Raw genomic sequence first — 19,061 nt, 5'->3', positions numbered from 1 at the left:
ATCCATAGACTGCCATCGTGACCGTCATCACCGCCATCGAAACGCGAATGTTTCACATTCCGTTGGCTGAGGTGCTGGTCGACGCGAAACACGGGGATCATCATTTTTTCGAGCTGATCACAGTGACGGTACGTCTTGCCGATGGCAGCGAGGGGACCGGCTATACCTATACCGGCGGTAAGGGCGGGCATGCTATTGTCGCGATGATCGACTACGATCTGACACCGTTTCTGATTGGGCAGCCGGCGGAGAATATCGAAGACCTCTATGAGGCGATGCAATGGCATCTGCACTACGTCGCGCGCGGCGGCATCGCCTCTTTTGCGATTTCCGCCGTTGATATCGCGCTCTGGGATCTGCGCGGAAAACGGACCGGCCAGCCGCTCTGGCGCATGGCGGGCGGGGCGGGGCGGTCCTGCAAGGCCTATTGCGGCGGCATCGACCTGGGGTTCGACCTGCCGAAGCTGCTGTCGTCGGTACAAGGATATCTGGATCGCGGCTTTAACGGGGTGAAGATCAAGATCGGGCAGCCGACCTTGGCCGAGGACGTGAACCGCATCAAAGCTGTACGCGACCTGATCGGTCCCGATATCGCATTCATGGTGGATGCGAATTATGCGATGTCGGTGCCACAGGCCATCGCGGCGGCCGAGGCGTTTGCCCCGTTCGACCTGCTATGGTTCGAAGAGCCGGCGATTCCGGATGACTACGCCGGGTATGGTCAAATCGCCGACGCGACCGGAATGCCGCTGGCCATGGGCGAGAACCTGCATACCATCCATGAATTCGACTACGCGTTTGCGCAGGCCAAGCTCAGCTATATTCAGCCCGACGCTTCGAATTGCGGCGGCATTACCGGCTTTCTTCAGGTCGCCGAGCGCGCGCTATCGCATGGTGTGCCCGTGTGCAGTCACGGCATGCAGGAGTTGCATGTTAGCCTGGTCTCGGCCCGCCCCAACGCTGGTTGGATCGAGGTGCATTCCTTTCCCATCGACAGCTATACGACGCGCCCTCTGGTCGTTGAAGATCATCTGGCAATTGCGCCAGATGTGCCGGGTATCGGCGTCACATTCGACTGGGCGAAACTCGACGCTGCGAACCAACTGCCGGAGGCCAAGGCGTAGATTCGCGAGGCATGGCGCTCAAGACGTGAGGCGTCATCAACCGGCTGGGAAAACGGCTGTCTTCTTGACTGTCCCGTAAACAAAACTGGTATCGATGGAGGCGATTCCTCCAATCGGATGAATGCGATTTCGGATGAAGCCCTCATAGGCCTCAAGGTCCGACACGAGCACCCGCAACTGGTAGTCCATGGCCCCGGTCAGTACATGGCATTCGAGAACCTCATTGATCATTCGAACCCGCTTTTCGAAATTCTGAACATCCGTTTCATTGTGGCGTTCCAGCCGAATGCGCACGAAGACGGTAATGGCCATCCCATAAGCGGCAGGGTCCACGTCGGCGCAGTATCCCTTGATGACCCCCTTGGCCTCCAGATTCTTGACCCGGCGCAGGCAGGGCGAGGGTGACAGGTTTACAGCATCAGAAAGATCCTGATTGGTCATGCGGCCGTCCCGCTGAAGGGCGCGTATGATCTGTCTGTCTTTGTCGTCCATGACATCCCCGATGTGGCAGATTATGCTAATCATTAGACCGCTTGTGGTATGATTGGCAATTAAATGCTCGGCGTAAGGGCGTAAATTGGTCTTCAACAGGATTCAGGAGACAGCCATGACCCGTTCCACCGGCTTTGCCACCCGCGCCATCCATCATGCCTACAACCCGCTGGAAAATGGCGGCGCTCTGACCCCGCCGTTGCATTTGACCTCGACCTTTTCGTTCGAAACAGCCGAGGCCGGTGGCGAGATGTTCGCGGGCGAACGCGAAGGACATATCTACAGCCGCATATCGAACCCCACCTGCGATCTTCTTGAGCGTCGCATTGCCACGCTTGAGGGTGCCGAGGCCGGGTTGGCCCTTTCCAGCGGCATGGGGGCGATCACTGCCGTGTTGTGGACCCTGCTGTCGCCCGGGGATGAGGTGATCGTCGACAAGACACTCTACGGCTGTACCTTTGCCTTCATGCGCCACGGTCTGGCGAAATGGGGTGTCACGATCACACATGTCGATATGACGGACCCCGAAAACCTGCGCGCGGCGGTGTCGGACAAAACCCGCGTGGTCTATTTCGAAACCCCGGCCAACCCGAATATGCGACTTGTCGATATCGCCGCCAATGCAGAGATCGCGCATTCGGTCGGGGCGCAGGTCGTTGTCGACAATACCTATGCCAGCCCCTATCTCACCCGCCCGATCGAACATGGTGCGGATATCGTTCTGCATTCTGCCACCAAATATCTCGGTGGGCACGGGGATGTGGTTGCTGGCCTTGTCGTAGGCACCGCAGAGCAGATTGCCGAGATCCGTCTTGTCGGCATGAAGGACATGACCGGGGCGGTGATGGCGCCCTTCAACGCGATGCTCATTCTGCGAGGGTTGAAAACGCTCAATCTCCGCATGGACCGCCATTGTGCCTCAGCCAGGGTCGTGGCCGATTTCCTCGAAGCTCACCCCGCCGTCGAAACCGTGTCTTTCCCTGGGCTTGAGAGCTTTGCGCAGCACGATGTCGCGTTGCGGCAAATGTCCCAATCCGGCGCGATGATCGCGTTTGAGGTTAAGTCCGGCCTGACCGGTGGGATCGCCCTCATGAACGGTCTCAGCATGATCCAGCGCGCCGTCTCGCTGGGCGATGCAGAAACCCTGATCCAGCATCCGGCGTCGATGACCCACTCCACCTATACGCCCGAGGAACGGGCCGAGCATGGTATCAGTGATGGCCTGATCCGCCTGTCGGTCGGGCTTGAGGATGTCGAGGATATCCTCGCAGATATGGAACAAGCCCTGCCTTACCCCGCGCGCAACGCCGCCTGAACCCGGAGATCACCATGCATCCTGACTCCGCCCAACTGAAGATTGTCGAGCAGCGGCTGCTGTGGTTGTCGCATTGGATGATCCACCATGCCAACCATGTCCGGCCCAAGGTGGACGGGATCAAGATCGGCGGGCATCAGGCGTCCTCGGCGTCGATGGTGTCGATCATGACGGCCCTGTATTTCTCGGCGCTGCGGCCAGAGGACAGGGTGGCGGTCAAACCCCATGCGTCGCCGGTCTTTCACGCCATGCAATACCTCATGGGCAACCAGACCCGCGAGAAGATGGAGAACTTCCGCGGGTTCGGCGGGGTGCAGAGCTATCCCAGCCGCACCAAGGATATCGACGACGTGGATTTCTCGACCGGGTCAGTGGGGCTGGGCGTAGCGATCACCTCATTTGCGTCGATCATCCAGGATTACATCAAGGCCAAAAGCTGGGGCGCCGATGCCCCGATGGGGCGCATGGTGGCGCTGGTCGGGGATGCCGAACTGGACGAAGGCAATATTTATGAGGCGTTGCAGGAAGGCTGGAAGAATGGCCTGCGCAATACGTGGTGGATCATCGATTACAACCGCCAGTCACTGGACGGCATCGTGCGCGAAGGGTTGTTTGAGAGGATCGAGAAGATCTTTGATGCCTTTGGCTGGGACGTCGTGCGCGTAAAATACGGCGTGCTGCAGCGCGCCGCATTCGAAGAACCCGGAGGGGAGCAACTGCGCGACTGGATCGACGCCTGCCCCAACCAGGACTATTCAGCGCTGACCTTCATGGGCGGTGCAGTCTGGCGTCAGCGCCTGATGGATGATCTGGGCGATCAAGGGGACGTAACAGCCCTTATTGAACGGCGCACGGATACCGAACTTGCGGCGCTGATGGAAAATCTTGGTGGCAACTGCGTCGAGACCATGGCCCAGGCATTTGCTGCGATTGATCATGATCGCCCGACCTGTTTTCTGGCCTATACGGTAAAAGGTTGGGGTACACCCATTGCCGGCCACAAGGACAATCATGGCGGGCTGATGAATAGCAGCCAATTTGCTCAGTGGCAGGCTCATATGGGGGTGGCCGCAGGCGACGAATGGGAGCCTCTTGCCACGGTGCCTGATCCCGAGGCGTTCACGCGCTTTCTTTCGAGGGTCCCATTTTTTGCCGAAGGGCCGCGGCGCTATCAAGATGACAAGCTGGACGTACCATCCATCGGGATCGACACAAGCCGTGAGGTTTCGACCCAGATGGCTTTTGGCAAGATCCTGGATGATCTGTCCAAAGGGGATAGCGCACTGGCCGTGCGCATCGTGACCACATCACCCGACGTCACCGGCACAACCAGCCTTGGCCCTTGGGTGAACCGACGCAAGCTGTTTTCCCGATCCGAACAGGCCGACGCTTTCATTGAGCATCGCATCCCATCGACCGCAAAATGGGAGTTTACGCCCAAAGGGCAGCATATCGAACTTGGCATCGCCGAAATGAACCTGATGCTGCTTCTGGGCGCAGCCGGGCTGTCACATTCCTTGTTCGGCAAGCGGCTGATCCCTATTGGTACGGTCTATGATCCCTTTGTCTGCCGCGGGCTCGATGCGCTGAACTACGCCTGCTATCAGGATGCGCGGTTCCTGTTGGTGGGCACGCCTTCGGGTGTGACGCTGGCCCCGGAAGGCGGTGCGCACCAATCCGTCGGCACCCCGCTGATCGGCATGAGCCAGGACGGGCTGGCCGCCTTTGAACCCGCCTTTGCCGATGAATTGGCCGTGATCATGGAATGGGCCTTCAACTATCTTCAGCGCGACGGTGAGGGGCAACCGGACGAACGCACCTGGCTGCGAGACGAAACCGGTGGTTCGGTTTATCTGCGCCTGACCACCAACCCGATCGAGCAACCGGGCAAGCGCGTTGACGATGAATTCCGCCAGGGGGCCATCGATGGGGCCTATTGGCTGCGCAAGCCGGGCCCGAATTGCGAAGTTGTGATCGCCTATCAAGGCACCGTTGCGCCAGAGGCAATCAGGGCCGCCGGAATGATTGGGGAAGGCCGCCGGGATATCGGTGTGCTTGCTGTCACCTCGGCTGATCGGCTGAACGCCGGATGGACGGCCGCTCAACGCGCACGCTCGCGCGGCAATCAGGCGGCACGATCCCATATCGAAACGTTGATGTCGGACCTCGCGCCTCACTGCAAACTGATCACCGTCATCGACGGGCATCCGGCGACACTTTCGTGGTTGGGCGGCGTGCATGGGCATCAGACTATCTCAATGGGTGTCGAGCACTTTGGTCAGAGCGGCACGATCGGCGATCTTTATCGCCATCATGGTATCGATGCCGACGCCATCGTCGAGAAAGTGAACGCACTGACGATCGGGAAACAGGTATTCCGTCGAGACCTCGGTCTCGTCAAACCTTAAAAATCACTTCCAAATGGTCGGATCTTGCCGGTGAGGCACCGTGTTTAGAGGCGGCAAGGGCGCAATCTGGTCCAAATACCGCATGACACTTTTCGGACCGCGCTCAGAAGTCGATCTCGACGCCGGGCAGGCTGAGGGCTTTCATCATGTCGCGCAGCTCCTGCCGGGCGGCGACATTCGAGATGTTGAGCTGCTTGACGCCGATATCCTTGAGGTCCAGCAGGGTCAGGCCGCGCGGGAACAATTCGCGGAAGATAACCCGCTCGGAAAAGCCCGGCGCGATGCGGAAACCGATCCGGTCGGACAGCATCTTGAGCGCGCGTTCCATCTTTTCCTTGTTCACCATGCGCTGGGTGCCGACACGGTTGCGTAACACGACCCAGTCGATCGGTTTCAACCCGGCCTGCGCGCGCAACTGGCGGGCGTTCCAGACCATCTCGGAATAGACCGAAGGACCGACGATAGCCTCGCCCTTGGAATCCGTGCGCGCCAGCAGATCGAAATCGATGAAGCTGTCATTCAGCGGCGTGACCAGCGTATCGGCCAGCGAGTGCGCCACCTGACTGAGCCGTGTATGCGAGCCGGGACAGTCGATCAGGATATAGTCGCTGTCGGTTTCAAGTGAGCCAACAGCGGCGGACAGGCGGTGGTCATAGATGTTCTCGCCCGGTTTCAGCGTCTGCGGGTCGATCTCGGGCAGGTCGTGGTTAACCGGGCCGGGCAGGTCGATCTCGGCATCGCGCAGAAAGCTGCGGCGGTTTTCGAAATAGCGCCCGAGGCTGCGCTGGCGAAGATCAAGGTCCAGCGTGTTGACCTTGTATCCCATCCGCGCAAGGGCGGTGGCCACATGCATCGATACCGTCGATTTCCCCGCGCCGCCTTTTTCGTTTCCGACGACAATGATATGTGCCATGCCTGTGTGTCCCACATTCCGCGCGATTGTCTCCGCGCTGTTGGGCCGCACTATATGTTGTGTGCCTTGCAAAGGGAAGCGGTGTCGCACCTGTTTGTATCGGCAATGTTGCTTGGCGAACAATCAAGGCATCCGGCTTGTCGAAGGGCAAACTGCACCCGCCATTCACCCCACAGCCAGAGCGATACAAAAGTTTTATAATTCATGCGAAACTGGTAACCTCATGGGCTTACAAGAAATTGTATTTCAGTGCCGGGTGAGTTGGGACGGCAATGATCCGTGCCCCTCCTCGCTCCTTCAGCGCGCAATGCGTGCGTTCTGCCTAAGAGGAGACGCCTCGTGTCGATTTTTCATAATATCTTCGGACTGATCGGTGATCTGACCTGGGGATTTGCCCTGATCCCGATGCTCGTGGTGTTTGGTGTGTTCATCACCCTGATGACCCGCTTTGTGCAGCTCGAATACTTCACTCGCATGTTCCGCGTGCTGTCAGGCAAGAATAAACCCGGCGACCCCAATGCGATCTCGGCGCGCGAGGCGCTGCTGTTGTCGGTTGGGGGGCGCGTCGGTGGCGGCAATATCGCGGGCGTCGCCGTGGCGATCAGCCTTGGCGGGCCGGGCGCGGTGTTCTGGATGTGGGCGATTGCGCTGCTGGGCATGGCGACCAGTCTGGTGGAATGCTCGCTGGCGCAGCTTTACAAACAAAGGCAACCCGACGGGATGTTCCGGGGCGGCCCGGCGCGCACCATCATCCATGGGTTGGGCCGCGAGTATCGCTGGCTGGCGCTGGTCTATGCGGTCTGCCTGATCGCGTCTTTTGCATTTGGCTTCAACGCGTTTCAGGGCAATACCGTGGCCGGCGCGGTGCAGGACAGCATGGGGATCGACCGGGTTTGGACCGGGCTGCTGCTGGCGGGGATTTCGGGCTTTATCGTATTTGGTGGCATTCACAGGATCACCAAGGTTGCCGATGTGGTGGTTCCGATCATGGCCGTGGCCTATATCGCGATGGCACTGGTGGTGATCCTGCTCAATATCGGTGAGGTTCCGGGCGTGATCGTCTCGATCGTGGCAAATGCCTTCGGTATCGAAGAAGCGGTCAGCGGCGGCATGGGCGCGGCACTTGCGCAAGGCTTGCAGCGCGGGCTGTTTTCCAACGAGGCGGGGCTGGGTTCGGCCCCAAACGTGGCGGCGACAGCGGATGTGCGTCACCCGATCAGCCAGGGCATCACCCAGTCCTTCTCGGTGTTCATCGATACGATCTTCATATGCAGCTGCACCGCTTTTGTGGTGCTGTTGGGCGATATCTATGTGCCGGGTGCGGAAGGGGTGGACGGCATTGCCCTGACCCAGCAATCGCTGGCGTCGCATCTGGGCGCATGGTCGCAATATCTGCTGTCCTTCATGCTGCTGCTCTTTGCCTTCAGTTCGATCATCTACAACTACTATCTGGGTGAAAACGCGCTGAGCTTCATCACCAAGGCGCGCAACTCACTTCCCATCCTGCGGGTCGGAGTGATCCTCGTGGTGCTGCTGGGGGCGATTGCACCCGGCGCCACGGCGGTCTTCTTCTTCTCGGATCCGCTGATGGGGCTGCTGGCGGTGGTCAATCTGGTGGCGTTGATGATGCTGATGCCCATTGCACTGCGACTGCTCGGGGATTTCCGCAAGCAGTTGAATTCCGGGGTAGAGCGACCGGTTTTCGATCCCGAGGCATTTCCCGATCTCGATATCGACCGCGCTGCATGGTCAGGCGTGCGCGATGCGGATGGCGGCTGATCCTTGGCCAAGGGGACGGGAAGGTTAGTAAAGCGCCCTTTCAATCGGCTGGGTCGGGCTGGGCACCATACCCCAGCCGGTCATCTGGCGCAGGTCGATCTCAATGTTCCGGCAGAGCGTTGAAATCGGCACATCGGTCACGCCGCCGTCAAACGGGTCTTCCATCGAGGCGCTGACCTGCTCTGTCACGTAAAACACCCAGCAGACCAGCCCGCCGATAGGTGCAAGGCTCAACCAATCGTGGAATGCCGAAAGCAGGAACGTGACGTTGAACTCCCACCCTATGTCTCGTTGATCATGAAAGGCAAACGGGAGCAAAAAAATGAAAATCCAGCTGAAAATACGCCCAACCTCGGCGATTTGGCGCGGGAAAGGTGTGTTCTTGATGCGCTCACATCGACCTTGGGCATCTGCAAGGCGCGCCAAACGTTCCATCAACGCCACTTGCCAATAGGGTTCAATTTTTCCGGTCTGGGCAAGCGATGAAACCATCTCGCCTTGCCGCTTGAGCAGGAAAACCGCCTTGTTGTCTTTGTCTACCAAAAGCGGCAGGTCTTCGCCCAGCTGCTTTGCGCGCCAGCTTTCGGTCGTTTGATGTAATTCGAGGCGATTGCTCTGCCACTCGTGGCCAAACATCCAGGGTTTTCGGCCACGACTAACGCGAGAGGAGGTACGGAGCTGGTAGGCCAGCATATTCAGCCAGGCGATATGTCGTTCGATCAGTGCGCGCCGGATTTCCTCGTCGACCGGCGTGCCATCTTTGCCGACCAGATTTGAGATCACATTACCCCAATCTCGACTTGCGTTGACAACCTCACCCCAAATATTTCGGGCTTCCCACCACCGGGCGAAGGCGGACGTGTTTTTGAACCCGAGGAAGAAGGCCACCGTCAAGCCAAGCACGGTGACAGGCGGGCTGAGATCGACCGTAACAAAGTCATCGACCATCACCACAATTGCGGTCCAAGCGAGCACTACGAAAATGAACCCGCGAGAGTCTTTCAGCATGCGTCTGACGCTGATGCCGTTATGCAGTATCATGACTGGGAAGTGCCCCGCCCGAGACGTGCCAGAGTACTCCCGCTCAGATTGCTATTTCTCCGCACTCTTGCCAGCTCGCTTTTTTGGTCCACTGCTGCGAAAACTAGTAGAGCTCTGTGTCAATGTCACGGCTCAACTCCACAAGGCAGTCAACGACACGAAATGAAAAAGGCCGCCCCGAAGGACGGCCTTGAATCTGCGAGGCGGTGAGCGTTTAGAAGCCCAGGCCTTCGTATTTCTTCTTGAACTTCGATACGCGGCCGCCGGCATCCATCAGGCGGGTGTTGCCGCCGGTCCAGGCCGGGTGCACCGAGGGGTCGATATCCAGCGCCATCTGGTCGCCTTCTTTGCCCCAGGTCGAGCGCATCTGCACAACCGTGCCGTCGGTCATTTTGACGTCGATCACGTGATAGTCGGGATGAGTGTCTTTTTTCATGGGTCCGCTCCTTACGCCTGGGCGCCAGCCTTGGGCTTGTAGTGGGTGTCTTCTGCGATACGGGCGGATTTACCGCGGCGCGAGCGCAGATAGTACAGTTTGGCGCGACGGACGCGGCCACGGCGAACAACAGTGATGCTGTCGATATTGGTCGAGAACAGCGGGAACACACGTTCCACGCCTTCGCCAAAGGAAATCTTGCGAACGGTGAACGACCCGGCAATGCCATTGCCGTTCTTGCGGCTGATGCAGACGCCTTCGTAGTTCTGCACGCGCGAGCGTGTGCCTTCGGTCACCTTGTAGCCGACGCGAATGGTGTCGCCGGGTTTGAAATCGGGAATGTCCTTCCCAAGAGCGGAGATCTGCTCCGCTTCAAGCTGTGCGATCAGGTCCATCTGATCTACTCCTATCTGCTCGTGGTTGATCCACGAAGGTGGTGTCGCCTCAGAGCTCTTGGTCTTCACCGAGTCCGCCGTAGCGCCCGCCAGAGATCAGGTCGTCATTTCTTCGGTTTTCGGATCTGTGGCCATCGACCTGTCGAAGAAACAGGCAAACCAATAAACCCAAGCCGGGCGACTCGTCTCTGAGCCCCGGCCAGCGGTGTATAAGAGCAGATGCGCCACAGATCAAGAGGCCCCGACCATGGCAGGGCCCGCATGATTGACGATTCAGGTCTGGTCGTCGGTATCGGCCTCAGGCGCGTTCTTTTTGACCGACTCGATGCCATTGTCGCGCCCCGAGGCGCTGGCATAGCTTTGCGAGGTGCCGATCACCTGACCGTTGCTGGCCTTGAGATTGAACATATGCTTGCCGGCGGCGGTTTCCTTGCGCTCATAGCGCCCATCGTCACCGGCGTTTTCTTTGACCGATTTGATGCCGTTTTCAGCGCTGGCCTTTTGCTTATAGCCCTCGCTGGCCAGAATGTTTTCGCCATTGCCCGCCTTCAGTCGAAAACGGAATTCACCGGATTTGTCAGTGTAGAGTTCGAATTTTGCAGCCACGGCTTCCCTGTCCCTCGGTTATTTCTGTGGGCTGAGCTTACACAGCCGTGGCGTTCTGCGGCAACAGGCGATTTTGGCATGGCCAGTCGCGCGCGGTTGGCGCGTCCGGCCCTATCCCTGGCGCTGTAATCAGAACGAATTTGCCTCCGTCTGCTGCAACCCGCCGCCGACCAGCTGATCCAGCAGAACCCACCGTTGCTCGGGGCTGCTGGTGTTGAGCTGCTGCAGCTCGGCTGCCGTAAGCTCGCGCCGCTCGAAGCCGCGCCGCGACAGGCACCGGTCGATGCCGTTATATTCGCCATTGGTCCGGATATCCTGCTCATTGGCGGCAACGATGACGACACCAACGAGCCCGCCCAGAACGAACCCTCCGGCATATCCACCCACAACGGCGTTGCGCCCCGATTGTGGCGCGGTTGGTGCGCAAGCCTGGAATGCGGCGCGCGCGCTGTCGAGGTTTTGACCCGGCTGGTAAGGCACAGAAGGTCCCGGCAATTGGCCACAGGCCGACAGCAGCGTGACCGCAGCCAAAGCAATCCGTTTCATGGAAGAGTCCCCAGATAGTTATTTCAGTAAATGCAGCAGACGACTCTCCTTTAACGGGTAGAATCGTTCAAAAAGATGGCACGAGGCCTAATCATGTGAATTTTCTTGGATGGCAGGTATCGAGACGCAAAAAAGAGGCCTTGGGCCCGCGTCAGCCCTCACTATCCGGTAGTTTGCGCCACAGGTCTGGGCGGCGGGTGCGGGTGATTTCCTTGCTCATGTCCCGCCGCCACTCTGCCACCTTGCCGTGGTGACCGGACATCAGCACATCGGGGATCGTGCGGCCCTTCCATTCGGCGGGGCGCGTATATTGAGGGTGCTCCAGCAGGCCCGAGGAAAAGCTCTCCTCCTCGGTCGAGGCCTGGTTGCCCAACACACCCGGGATCAGGCGGACCGTGGCGTCGATCAGCGCCTGCGCCGCGATCTCGCCGCCGGTCATCACGAAATCGCCCAGCGACACCTCCTGAATGCCGTAATGCTCCAGCACCCGTTCATCGACGCCCTCGAACCGACCGCAAAGCAGGGTAACGCCGTCAGCGCGTGCCAGCGACTGCATCATCCGCTGGTCCATGGGCCGTCCGCGCGGGCTGAGATAGATCATCGGCCAGTTGCCCTGAACCCCCGCCATTGTGTGTTCAATCGCGTCGCCCAGCACGTCCGGGCGCAGCACCATACCCGCGCCGCCACCGGCTGGGGTGTCATCCACGTTGCGATGCTTGCCGACGCCGAACTGCCGAAGATCAACGGTTTCCAACTGCCACAGCCCCTCCTGCAGGGCTTTGCCGGTCAGGCTTTCGCCCAGCACGCCGGGAAAGGCGCTGGGAAAGAGCGTGATGATCTTGGCTTTCCACACGCCATGCAGGTCTGGCGTGGCGGACATGAGTTCCTGAGGCCGCAGTGTCGGGCGAATCGCCTTGCGACCATGAGATTTGCTTGGCGCTGTCATGGGGTGCTTGTAAAACAAACCCAAGCCTAAGCAACCATAAGCATATTGAGGCGGCAGTGACACAGATTGAAATCAACCGGCCCGTTGCGGCCGGCCCTTCCCTGTTGGAGGATGAGACGGTCGCGTTGTGGCGCGATGTTGCGGCAGAAATAGGCTGGCCGGTGCGGCCGGTCTCGATGCGGTCGCTCAAGCTGGATTCCAGCCGGTCGGTGGCGGTTGTCAAAATTACCGGACCGGATGCAAAAGCAGTTGTTTTGAAGGGTGAATTTGGCCGGTTTCGCCCTGATCGTCTGGCCCGCGATCTGGAGGCGCTGGATCGGGCCCGCACCATACTCGCGCCGTTTCCGGACCTCGCCGTACCCAAGATAATGTGGCGCGATCCGGCGCGCGGCGTGTCGATCCAGTCTTTCGTGCCGGGCGATAGTGGTCGCAAGGCGCTGTCCTGGGCGCGGTTCGGTCTTGGTGATCGCGCCGCGATCCTGCGCCGGTGCGGACGCTATGCCGCAGCCCTGCATCGGGGCGGGATGGATCAGATTGGCGGCTTCCGGCCCGGTCGCTTTCTGGGTGGTGTGTCGGAACGCGCGGCAAAAGTTCGGCAAGGTGTATTGGCAATGCCCAAACCCAAGCGGTTTCTGGGCCTTTGCGCCTATCTGCACCGCGCCGGGCGTCGCTGCCGCAGTGCCCCGGCGCAGCTATGTCGCATCCATGGCGATTTCCATCTGCTCAACCTGATCGTTGCCGATGACCGGCTGACCGCGATTGATTTCCGCAGCCGCAAGCAGGGGTATGGCTATGGCGACCTGGCCCGGTTCTGGCTGAACGCCGGAGAGTCGTTCGATCCGCAGGATCGCGAAGCGCTGGGGTTTGCCGGGCTGCCTCTGGCCGATCTGCAGGCGTTGGAAGAAGGCTATGGGCATCGCGCCCATGAGGACCCGGTTTTTGTCTTTCTCTTTGCTCACCAGATGTACACGGAATGGAGCAAACTGGCCCGAACCGGCGGTAAACTGCGCCCCGATCAGCGTCAGCAACTGATCCGACTGACCGCGCGACTGGATGCGCTGCTGTCGGCTGAGGGTTCAGAATAACCCGTCTGGCGGGTCCGCCACGATACGGCCCTGCGCCAGATCGACGGTGGGCACGACAGAAAGCGTGAAAGGCAGCAAGACGGTGGCTTTCAGGCCGGACCCGTGGATTTCCAGCAAATCCGACGCGCCGTGGTTCAGCACCGATTTGACCTTGCCCAGCAACGTGCCGCCAGTGTCATAGACCTCAAGCCCTATCAGATCGGCGTGGTAGAACTCGTCATCGGGCAGCGACGGCAATTGGTCGCGCCGCGCAAACAGGCGCAAGCCGCGTGCGGCATCAGCCTGTTCCTTGGTCTCGATCCCGCCCAGCCGCGCGGCAAAGCCGTTCTTGATGGCGCGGGTCAGGGTCAGCGAATAGCTCTTGTCGCCCGCCTCGTCGGTCAGCGGCGAATACTGCTCAATATCTTCGGGGATGGCGCAAAAGCTCTTGAGGCGGACCTCGCCGCGCACCCCGAACGAGCCGGATATGGCCCCTACGCAGATCAACTCACTCATTTGCCAGCCCCGTTCCAAGACACAGACCATCACGCCAGTCGCCGCGTTCCTCACAGGCTGTGTGCTGGTTGTTGCGCTCATAAAGAACACCGGCCACGAAAGCGACCATCAAAAGCAGCGGCAGGCGGATCAAGCCGAACATGGGACCTCAGCGCGTTTCGAGCAGGGGCGCGGTGGTGCGGGTTTCCCAGCCGGCGCGCTCCAGTTCCGGGCTGTCAGATACCTCTTCGGGCCAGCCGATGCAAAAATAGCCGATCAGGCTCCAGCCTTCGGGTGCGTTCAGGTCGCGACAGAGTTGGGCGGGGTCGAGGATCGAAACCCAGCCCAGCCCCAATCCCTCGGCCCGCAGGGAGAGCCAGAAAAGCGTGATCGCGCAGGCCACCGAATAACGTCGCATTTCGGGCATGGTGCCTGCGCCCAGCCCGCGCCCCTTGTCGGTGCTGTCATCGCAGAACACCGCCAATTGCACCGGCGCGTCCTGCATGCCGGACAGTTTCAGCTTGCTGTAGAGTTTGGCGTCGTGGCCGGAATACCCCGCCAGAGCGGCGCTGTTGGCGGCGCGGAAATTGTCCAGCGCGGCGTCACGGGCCTGCGCGCTTTCGACACGCAGGATGCGCCAGGGTTCCGACAGGCCCACCGAAGGAGCCGTCGAAAATGCAGAAAGGCAGCGCATCAGCACTGCCTCATCCACCGGGTCGGTGCGGAACCGGCGCACATCGCGCCGGAGCCGCATCAACAGGTCAAGCTGCGCGCGGAAATCCTCGCTGAAACTCAGATCCCGCACGCGCTCCTCCCTTATTCTTCAGCAGCGGCTTCTTCTGCCGGTGCTGCGGCTTCGGCAGCTTTGGCGGCTTTTTCTTCCGCGCGCTCCTGAGCTTTCTTGCCGGGTGCGCCTTTCTTGGGGTTGTTGCGCTCGGCCTTGTCGCGGGTGCCGGCAGCTTCCAGCATGCGCGCGATCCGGTCGGTGGGCTGGGCGCCCTGATCCAGCCAGTACTGGATGCGCTCCATGTTCATCTTCACGCGCTCTTCGCTGTCTTTGGGCAGCAGCGGGTTGTAGGTGCCCAGTTTCTCGATGAAACGGCCATCGCGCGGCATGCGGCTGTCGGCAGCCACGATGCGGTAGAAGGGGCGTTTTTTCGAGCCACCACGGGCCAGACGGATCTTCATTGCCATTGTGTTATCTCCTTTGAATGGCTGTCACACCAAAGGTGTGCATTTGAGGGTATTTGGCGGGCAAACCCCGCCCAATTCGGTGTTATTCCTGTTGTTTCTTGTGATGCCGGATGACTTCCTGAATGATGAAATTCAGAAAGGCCCGGGCAAAGTCGGGATCAAGATCAGCTTCTTCGGCCAATTGTTCGAGCCGTTCGATCTGAGTCGCTTCGCGCGAGGGATCAGACGGCGGCAGGTCGTGCTGCGCCTTGAGGCGGCCCACGGCCTGTGTGTGTTTGAACCGCTCGCCCAGCGTATAGACGAGGATCGCATCGAGGCGGTCGATGCTTTCGCGGTGTTCCTTGAGCAGTTCCGCGGCGCGGCTGACGGGATCAGTCACGGGAGGATCCTTTCGCAGTGTCGGGCTGTTTGAGGGTGCATTAGGCCGCCTCCGGTTTGGGATGGCGGTAGATGATCGACGGGGCGGGGTCGCCTGCATAGGCCAGTTCGCCATCGGCAAAGGCGCCGATGCGTTCGGCCAGCGCGATGGATTTGTCATTGGCTGCATCAATATAGCTGACCAGCGAGGGCAGGCCAATATGCGCGAACCCATAGGCGCGGGCGGCTTCCGCGGCCTCGGCGGCGTATCCGTGACCTTCGGCGTCTTCTGTCAGCATAAAGCCCAGCTCCGGCTCTTCGTCGCCCGGTTCGAACCCGAGCAGAACAAAGCCCAGCACTGTGCCGTCTTGGCGCGCGGTGACGGTCCACAGCCCGTGGCCGCGCAGCAACCAGCCCGCGACCATGTTGGAGAAGTCATACCAGGCCTCGGCCCGGGTCGCGCAGCCCAGATGCGCCCCACGCGGGCTGAGCGCGATATCGGCATAGGCGCGGAAGTCCTTGATATGCGGCGCGCGCAGCACCAGACGGCGGGTCTCCAATTCCGGGATCCGGTCGGCCAACTGCCGTGCCTGCATTGCACCAGGACCTTTGGTGGGCAGTTCGCACATCATCAGGCTCATGCCGTGCCTCCGCTCGCATCAACGGCGGGATGACGGAACACCAGACAAGGATCGTCGGGCTTGGGTTGCGGGGCGTCCCGATCAAGTGTCGCGCCCAAACGTTCGGCCAGCGCGATCGAACGCGTGTTGCGGTCATCGATATAGCTGACGATCTGGGTCCAGCCCAAATGGTTGCGGGCATGATCACGCGCTGCGCGGGCCGCTTCAAAGGCGATGCCTTTGCCCTCGGCCTGTTCAAAGAGCACCCAGCCAAGTTCGGTCTCGGGGCGGCCATTGGGGAAGTAGGGGCCAACAAGCCCCAACGCTGTATCGTCGCCCTTTTTGGTGACGGTCCAAAGCCCGTAGCCGCGTGCCTCCCAGTGTCCGAGCATGGCCACCGCATTTATCCATGCGCGTGCATGCGGCACATGCCCGCCTGAATATTGCGACCGCTCGGAGCGATAGAAGGCTGTCAGCGCGGGAACGTCACGCGCTGCAGGACGCCGCAGCACCAGACGCTCGGTCTCCAGCGAGGCGATATCGGAACGCATCAGGCTCATGCGTAAGCCTCCATCCCGCCGTTTTCGATCTGATCGGGCGAGAGGTGGCGCCAGACCTGCATTTCGCCGAATACGGGATGCTGGATTGGCGCTTCCGGACACGCGCCCATCCGTTTCGCCACGGCGATCGAACGGGCATTATCTGACATCATGCAACTGATGACAGTTTCCCATCCCAGAACATCATAGGCATATGTCCGGCTGGCCAGCGCAGCTTCGGTTGCGATGCCGAGGCCCTCGGCTCTGGCAAAGACCGACCAAGCAATCTCAGGTTCCGGCCAGTCTTCACGATAAAACAGTCCCACGACCCCGAGGGGTTCATCATTTGCGTTATCCGCGATCATCCAGCGCCCATAACCCCGCAAATGCCATTGCCCAATCAAGGCCGACATCCGATCCAACGCCTGTACCCGCGTGAAGGGGCCGCCAACGCCAGCCGATCGGTCCGAACCGCAGAATTCAGCATATGCCTCGAAATCCGACATGCGCGGTGCCCGAAGGGTGAGACGCTCGGTCTCAAGCGTGGGGATGGTGAGCGTGGTCATGCGGCACCCGCGTGTGGTAGTTCGAACACGTCGCGCGTAACCCCATCCGGGAACGTGTCGCGGGCAATCTTGCGTCCGCCGAGCCGTGCCGCCAGACGGCGCGCAGGCAGGTTCTCGTCGCGCATATGGGTCTCGACCGCAGGCCAGCCCTGTTCGTCATAGGCCCAGGCGATCACGGCCCGGCTGGCTTCTGTGGCATATCCCTTGCCGCGTGCCTCGGGCATCAGCCACCAAGTCAGTTCATGACGTGGCCAGTCATCGGGATGCACCAGGCCACATGCGCCTAAGACCTCTTGCTCACCGACCCGGCGCAGCAGCCAAATCCCGAAGCCCTTGGTTTCCCAATGCTCAATATTGCGCTTCAGGATCGTAGTGACCTCATCCTTGTCGCGCCTGCCGCGATAGCCGCCCGACAGCTCGTTCGGAGCGGAATAAAACGCCAGATACGCGCCGAGATCATCGGGCGTGGGTGCGCGCAGTGTCAGGCGCGAGGTGGATATGATCGGAGCGGCGGTCACGTCACTTCTTCTTGCCGAATCCGCTCAGGCCGGGGGGCAGGCCCATGCCGCCGCCCAGACCGGGCAACCCGCCGGGCATCTTGCCTCCCATCGCTTTGGCCGCTTGTTCCAGCGCCTTGGGGTCCATGCCCTGAGCCATATCCTCGGGGCTGGGGCCACCCTTGCCGAACATGCCTTTCATGGCCTGTTTCAGCATCTTGCCTTTGCCCATCTTGCCCATCTTCTTCATCATGTCCGACATCTGCCGGTGCATCTTGAGCAGCTTGTTGAGGTCGCTGACCTCCAGACCCGAGCCCGCAGCGATGCGCTTCTTGCGGCTGGCCTGCAAGAGCTGGGGGTTGGCACGTTCGCGCTTGGTCATCGACTGGATCAGGGCGATCTGGCGTCGCAGAACCTTGTCATCAAGGCCCGCCTCGTCCATCTGCTTGGACATCTTGTTCATGCCCGGCATCATGCCCATGACGCCCTGCATGCCGCCCATCTGGATCATCTGTTCCAGTTGCATCTTCAGGTCGTTCATGTTGAACTGACCCTTCATCATGCGCTTCATAATGCGCTCGGTCTGCTCGATCTCGAGCGTTTCCTGCGCCTTCTCGACCAGCGCCACGATGTCGCCCATGCCCAGGATACGGCCCGCGATCCGGTCCGGCTCGAAGGTTTCCAGCGCGTCCATCTTCTCGCCCAGACCGACAAAGCGGATAGGCTTGCCGGTGACAGCGCGCATCGACAGCGCAGCCCCGCCGCGCCCGTCGCCATCCATCCGGGTCAGAACCACGCCCGAAATGCCGATCTTGGCGTCGAACTCCTCGGCCACCTCAACGGCGACCTGACCGGTCAGGCCATCGACCACCAGCAGGGTCTCGCGTGGGCTGACCACGTCGCGGACATCCTCGACCTCCTGCATCAGCACTTCGTCGATCTGCAAACGGCCCGCAGTGTCCAGCATGTAGACGTCATAGCCACCCAGTGCCGCCTGCTGCTTGGCACGCTTGGCGATATCGACCGGTTTCTGACCGGGCACGATCGGCAGCGTATCGACGCCGATCTGGGTGCCCAGCACCTTGAGCTGATCCATCGCCGCCGGGCGATATACGTCGAGCGAGGCCATCAGGACCTTCTTGCCCTCTTTTTCCGTCAGCCGCTTGGCGAGTTTGCCGGTGGTGGTGGTCTTACCGCCACCCTGCAGGCCGACCATCAGAATCGGCGCGGGCGGGCTGTCGATCTTGAGCGTGCCGGGGTCTTCTTCGCCGCGCAGCACGTCAACCAGCGCGTCATGCACGATCTTGACGACCTGCTGCCCGGGCGTGACCGATTTCGTCACCGCCTGCCCGGTGGCCTTGCCCTGTACCGTCTTGACGAACTCGCGTGCCACGGGCAGTGAAACGTCCGCCTCAAGCAGCGCAACGCGCACCTCGCGCAGGGCGGCCTTCACATCCTCTTCGGAGAGGGCACCCTGCTTGGTCAGACGATCAAAGACGCCTGAGAGGCGTTCGGATAGATTTTCAAACATGCCTCGGCCTCCTTCGCCGGTTGTCACGTGGCGCTTCCCAGATAAGAAACACCGGTTAAATACACAATTGCCCCCACGGGCGAAACTCGCTGGTGGGGGGCGATCCCTGAGAGTCAGGGACCGGAAGGTGTCACGCTTCCGGATGTTTGGAGCGGGCGATACTAGAGGTGCCCTTGATTGTCAACTCAGACGCGGGT

23 protein-coding genes are annotated in these 19,061 nt (G+C 60.6%); 5 read left to right on the top strand and 18 right to left on the bottom strand.

Annotation, left to right across the window (positions count from 1 at the left end; all coding sequences use genetic code 11):
* Positions 1-17 precede the first annotated feature (17 nt).
* Entirely contained in the window at positions 18-1,124 is a 1,107-nt protein-coding gene (locus tag Q5Y75_RS13405) for a mandelate racemase/muconate lactonizing enzyme family protein (protein WP_306198161.1), read from the top strand.
* A 36-nt stretch (positions 1,125-1,160) separates the two neighbouring features.
* Here the strand turns inward: Q5Y75_RS13405 and Q5Y75_RS13400 are convergent, their stop codons facing one another.
* On the bottom strand, positions 1,161-1,616 hold the full coding sequence (locus tag Q5Y75_RS13400; protein ID WP_306198158.1) for an Lrp/AsnC family transcriptional regulator: 456 nt from the start codon (positions 1,614-1,616) through the stop codon (positions 1,161-1,163).
* A 115-nt stretch (positions 1,617-1,731) separates the two neighbouring features.
* On the opposite strand from Q5Y75_RS13400, the gene Q5Y75_RS13395 reads away from it, so the two are divergent.
* Together Q5Y75_RS13395 and Q5Y75_RS13390 are read left to right on the top strand one after the other, a co-directional pair.
* Positions 1,732-2,931: a methionine gamma-lyase gene (locus Q5Y75_RS13395; protein ID WP_306198156.1), complete on the top strand. Its 1,200-nt coding sequence runs from the start codon at positions 1,732-1,734 to the stop codon at positions 2,929-2,931.
* A gap of 14 nt (positions 2,932-2,945) precedes the next feature.
* The gene (locus Q5Y75_RS13390; RefSeq protein ID WP_306198154.1) at positions 2,946-5,339 is read left to right on the top strand and encodes a thiamine pyrophosphate-binding protein; all 2,394 of its coding nucleotides are present in this window, start codon (positions 2,946-2,948) and stop codon (positions 5,337-5,339) included.
* Between the two features lie 103 nt (positions 5,340-5,442).
* Here Q5Y75_RS13390 and Q5Y75_RS13385 read toward each other — a convergent pair whose 3' ends face one another.
* A complete protein-coding gene (locus tag Q5Y75_RS13385; RefSeq protein ID WP_306198152.1) occupies positions 5,443-6,252 on the bottom strand; it encodes a division plane positioning ATPase MipZ in 810 nt (269 codons plus the stop codon).
* Positions 6,253-6,591: 339 nt separating this feature from the next.
* Here Q5Y75_RS13385 and Q5Y75_RS13380 point away from each other — a divergent pair, with 339 nt between their 5' ends.
* Complete coding sequence (locus tag Q5Y75_RS13380; protein WP_306198150.1) at positions 6,592-8,031, top strand: alanine/glycine:cation symporter family protein; 1,440 nt, start codon at positions 6,592-6,594, stop codon at positions 8,029-8,031.
* A gap of 24 nt (positions 8,032-8,055) precedes the next feature.
* Here Q5Y75_RS13380 and Q5Y75_RS13375 read toward each other — a convergent pair whose 3' ends face one another.
* From Q5Y75_RS13375 to trmD, 6 genes are all read right to left on the bottom strand, one after another.
* Complete coding sequence (locus Q5Y75_RS13375) at positions 8,056-9,039, bottom strand: bestrophin family protein (protein WP_306198148.1); 984 nt, start codon at positions 9,037-9,039, stop codon at positions 8,056-8,058.
* A 247-nt stretch (positions 9,040-9,286) separates the two neighbouring features.
* Entirely contained in the window at positions 9,287-9,508 is a 222-nt protein-coding gene (rpmE, locus tag Q5Y75_RS13370) for a 50S ribosomal protein L31 (RefSeq protein ID WP_249710580.1), read from the bottom strand.
* Between the two features lie 11 nt (positions 9,509-9,519).
* A complete protein-coding gene (gene rplS, locus Q5Y75_RS13365; protein ID WP_306198144.1) occupies positions 9,520-9,903 on the bottom strand; it encodes a 50S ribosomal protein L19 in 384 nt (127 codons plus the stop codon).
* 273 nt (positions 9,904-10,176) lie between these two features.
* The gene (locus Q5Y75_RS13360) at positions 10,177-10,509 is read right to left on the bottom strand and encodes a YegP family protein (protein WP_306198142.1); all 333 of its coding nucleotides are present in this window, start codon (positions 10,507-10,509) and stop codon (positions 10,177-10,179) included.
* A gap of 129 nt (positions 10,510-10,638) precedes the next feature.
* On the bottom strand, positions 10,639-11,055 hold the full coding sequence (locus tag Q5Y75_RS13355) for a hypothetical protein (protein WP_306198140.1): 417 nt from the start codon (positions 11,053-11,055) through the stop codon (positions 10,639-10,641).
* 151 nt (positions 11,056-11,206) lie between these two features.
* Entirely contained in the window at positions 11,207-12,001 is a 795-nt protein-coding gene (trmD, locus tag Q5Y75_RS13350; RefSeq protein ID WP_306198138.1) for a tRNA (guanosine(37)-N1)-methyltransferase TrmD, read from the bottom strand.
* A gap of 56 nt (positions 12,002-12,057) precedes the next feature.
* Between trmD and Q5Y75_RS13345 the strand changes: the two genes are divergently transcribed.
* Positions 12,058-13,086: an aminoglycoside phosphotransferase family protein gene (locus Q5Y75_RS13345; protein ID WP_306198136.1), complete on the top strand. Its 1,029-nt coding sequence runs from the start codon at positions 12,058-12,060 to the stop codon at positions 13,084-13,086.
* Here the strand turns inward: Q5Y75_RS13345 and rimM are convergent.
* The 10 genes from rimM to ffh all read right to left on the bottom strand — a co-directional run bounded on the left by rimM (position 13,078) and on the right by ffh (position 18,864).
* On the bottom strand, positions 13,078-13,581 hold the full coding sequence (gene rimM / locus Q5Y75_RS13340; protein ID WP_306198134.1) for a ribosome maturation factor RimM: 504 nt from the start codon (positions 13,579-13,581) through the stop codon (positions 13,078-13,080). The genes Q5Y75_RS13345 and rimM overlap by 9 nt on opposite strands.
* A complete protein-coding gene (locus tag Q5Y75_RS13335; RefSeq protein WP_306198133.1) occupies positions 13,574-13,723 on the bottom strand; it encodes a hypothetical protein in 150 nt (49 codons plus the stop codon). The genes rimM and Q5Y75_RS13335 overlap by 8 nt, the downstream gene beginning before the upstream one ends.
* Before the next feature lie 6 nt (positions 13,724-13,729).
* The gene (bluB, locus tag Q5Y75_RS13330) at positions 13,730-14,365 is read right to left on the bottom strand and encodes a 5,6-dimethylbenzimidazole synthase (RefSeq protein WP_306198131.1); all 636 of its coding nucleotides are present in this window, start codon (positions 14,363-14,365) and stop codon (positions 13,730-13,732) included.
* 11 nt (positions 14,366-14,376) lie between these two features.
* The gene (gene rpsP, locus Q5Y75_RS13325; protein WP_306198128.1) at positions 14,377-14,754 is read right to left on the bottom strand and encodes a 30S ribosomal protein S16; all 378 of its coding nucleotides are present in this window, start codon (positions 14,752-14,754) and stop codon (positions 14,377-14,379) included.
* An 82-nt stretch (positions 14,755-14,836) separates the two neighbouring features.
* Positions 14,837-15,133, bottom strand: a complete 297-nt coding sequence (locus tag Q5Y75_RS13320; RefSeq protein WP_306198126.1) for a chorismate mutase — start codon at positions 15,131-15,133, stop codon at positions 14,837-14,839.
* Positions 15,134-15,173: 40 nt separating this feature from the next.
* A complete protein-coding gene (locus Q5Y75_RS13315) occupies positions 15,174-15,752 on the bottom strand; it encodes a GNAT family N-acetyltransferase (RefSeq protein WP_306198124.1) in 579 nt (192 codons plus the stop codon).
* On the bottom strand, positions 15,749-16,291 hold the full coding sequence (locus tag Q5Y75_RS13310) for a GNAT family N-acetyltransferase (protein WP_306198122.1): 543 nt from the start codon (positions 16,289-16,291) through the stop codon (positions 15,749-15,751). The genes Q5Y75_RS13315 and Q5Y75_RS13310 overlap by 4 nt, the downstream gene beginning before the upstream one ends.
* The gene (locus Q5Y75_RS13305) at positions 16,288-16,836 is read right to left on the bottom strand and encodes a GNAT family N-acetyltransferase (RefSeq protein WP_306198119.1); all 549 of its coding nucleotides are present in this window, start codon (positions 16,834-16,836) and stop codon (positions 16,288-16,290) included. The genes Q5Y75_RS13310 and Q5Y75_RS13305 overlap by 4 nt, the downstream gene beginning before the upstream one ends.
* On the bottom strand, positions 16,833-17,354 hold the full coding sequence (locus Q5Y75_RS13300) for a GNAT family N-acetyltransferase (protein WP_306198117.1): 522 nt from the start codon (positions 17,352-17,354) through the stop codon (positions 16,833-16,835). The genes Q5Y75_RS13305 and Q5Y75_RS13300 overlap by 4 nt, the downstream gene beginning before the upstream one ends.
* A 1-nt stretch (position 17,355) precedes the next feature.
* On the bottom strand, positions 17,356-18,864 hold the full coding sequence (ffh, locus tag Q5Y75_RS13295) for a signal recognition particle protein (RefSeq protein WP_306198116.1): 1,509 nt from the start codon (positions 18,862-18,864) through the stop codon (positions 17,356-17,358).
* Positions 18,865-19,061 lie beyond the last annotated feature (197 nt).

It is taken from the genome of Ruegeria discodermiae (genome assembly GCF_030758345.1).
Taxonomy (GTDB): Bacteria; Pseudomonadota; Alphaproteobacteria; order Rhodobacterales; family Rhodobacteraceae; genus Ruegeria_C.
The sequence above is the reverse complement of the archived record's forward strand: the minus strand, read 5'-3'. Positions and strand labels throughout refer to the sequence as shown.

Excerpts from the sequence above, each read along its gene's own strand:
- Q5Y75_RS13400 (WP_306198158.1), bottom strand. The coding sequence starts at position 1,616 with ATGGACGACAAAGACAGACAGATCATACGCGCCCTTCAGCGGGACGGC.
- Q5Y75_RS13395 (WP_306198156.1), top strand. The coding sequence starts at position 1,732 with ATGACCCGTTCCACCGGCTTTGCCACCCGCGCCATCCATCATGCCTAC.
- Q5Y75_RS13390 (WP_306198154.1), top strand. The coding sequence starts at position 2,946 with ATGCATCCTGACTCCGCCCAACTGAAGATTGTCGAGCAGCGGCTGCTG.
- Q5Y75_RS13385 (WP_306198152.1), bottom strand. The coding sequence starts at position 6,252 with ATGGCACATATCATTGTCGTCGGAAACGAAAAAGGCGGCGCGGGGAAA.
- Q5Y75_RS13375 (WP_306198148.1), bottom strand. The coding sequence starts at position 9,039 with ATGCTGAAAGACTCTCGCGGGTTCATTTTCGTAGTGCTCGCTTGGACC.
- rpmE (WP_249710580.1), bottom strand. The coding sequence starts at position 9,508 with ATGAAAAAAGACACTCATCCCGACTATCACGTGATCGACGTCAAAATG.
- rplS (WP_306198144.1), bottom strand. The coding sequence starts at position 9,903 with ATGGACCTGATCGCACAGCTTGAAGCGGAGCAGATCTCCGCTCTTGGG.
- Q5Y75_RS13355 (WP_306198140.1), bottom strand. The coding sequence starts at position 11,055 with ATGAAACGGATTGCTTTGGCTGCGGTCACGCTGCTGTCGGCCTGTGGC.
- trmD (WP_306198138.1), bottom strand. The coding sequence starts at position 12,001 with ATGACAGCGCCAAGCAAATCTCATGGTCGCAAGGCGATTCGCCCGACA.
- rimM (WP_306198134.1), bottom strand. The coding sequence starts at position 13,581 with ATGAGTGAGTTGATCTGCGTAGGGGCCATATCCGGCTCGTTCGGGGTG.
- Q5Y75_RS13335 (WP_306198133.1), bottom strand. The coding sequence starts at position 13,723 with ATGTTCGGCTTGATCCGCCTGCCGCTGCTTTTGATGGTCGCTTTCGTG.
- rpsP (WP_306198128.1), bottom strand. The coding sequence starts at position 14,754 with ATGGCAATGAAGATCCGTCTGGCCCGTGGTGGCTCGAAAAAACGCCCC.
- Q5Y75_RS13315 (WP_306198124.1), bottom strand. The coding sequence starts at position 15,752 with ATGAGCCTGATGATGTGCGAACTGCCCACCAAAGGTCCTGGTGCAATG.
- Q5Y75_RS13310 (WP_306198122.1), bottom strand. The coding sequence starts at position 16,291 with ATGAGCCTGATGCGTTCCGATATCGCCTCGCTGGAGACCGAGCGTCTG.
- Q5Y75_RS13305 (WP_306198119.1), bottom strand. The coding sequence starts at position 16,836 with ATGACCACGCTCACCATCCCCACGCTTGAGACCGAGCGTCTCACCCTT.
- ffh (WP_306198116.1), bottom strand. The coding sequence starts at position 18,864 with ATGTTTGAAAATCTATCCGAACGCCTCTCAGGCGTCTTTGATCGTCTG.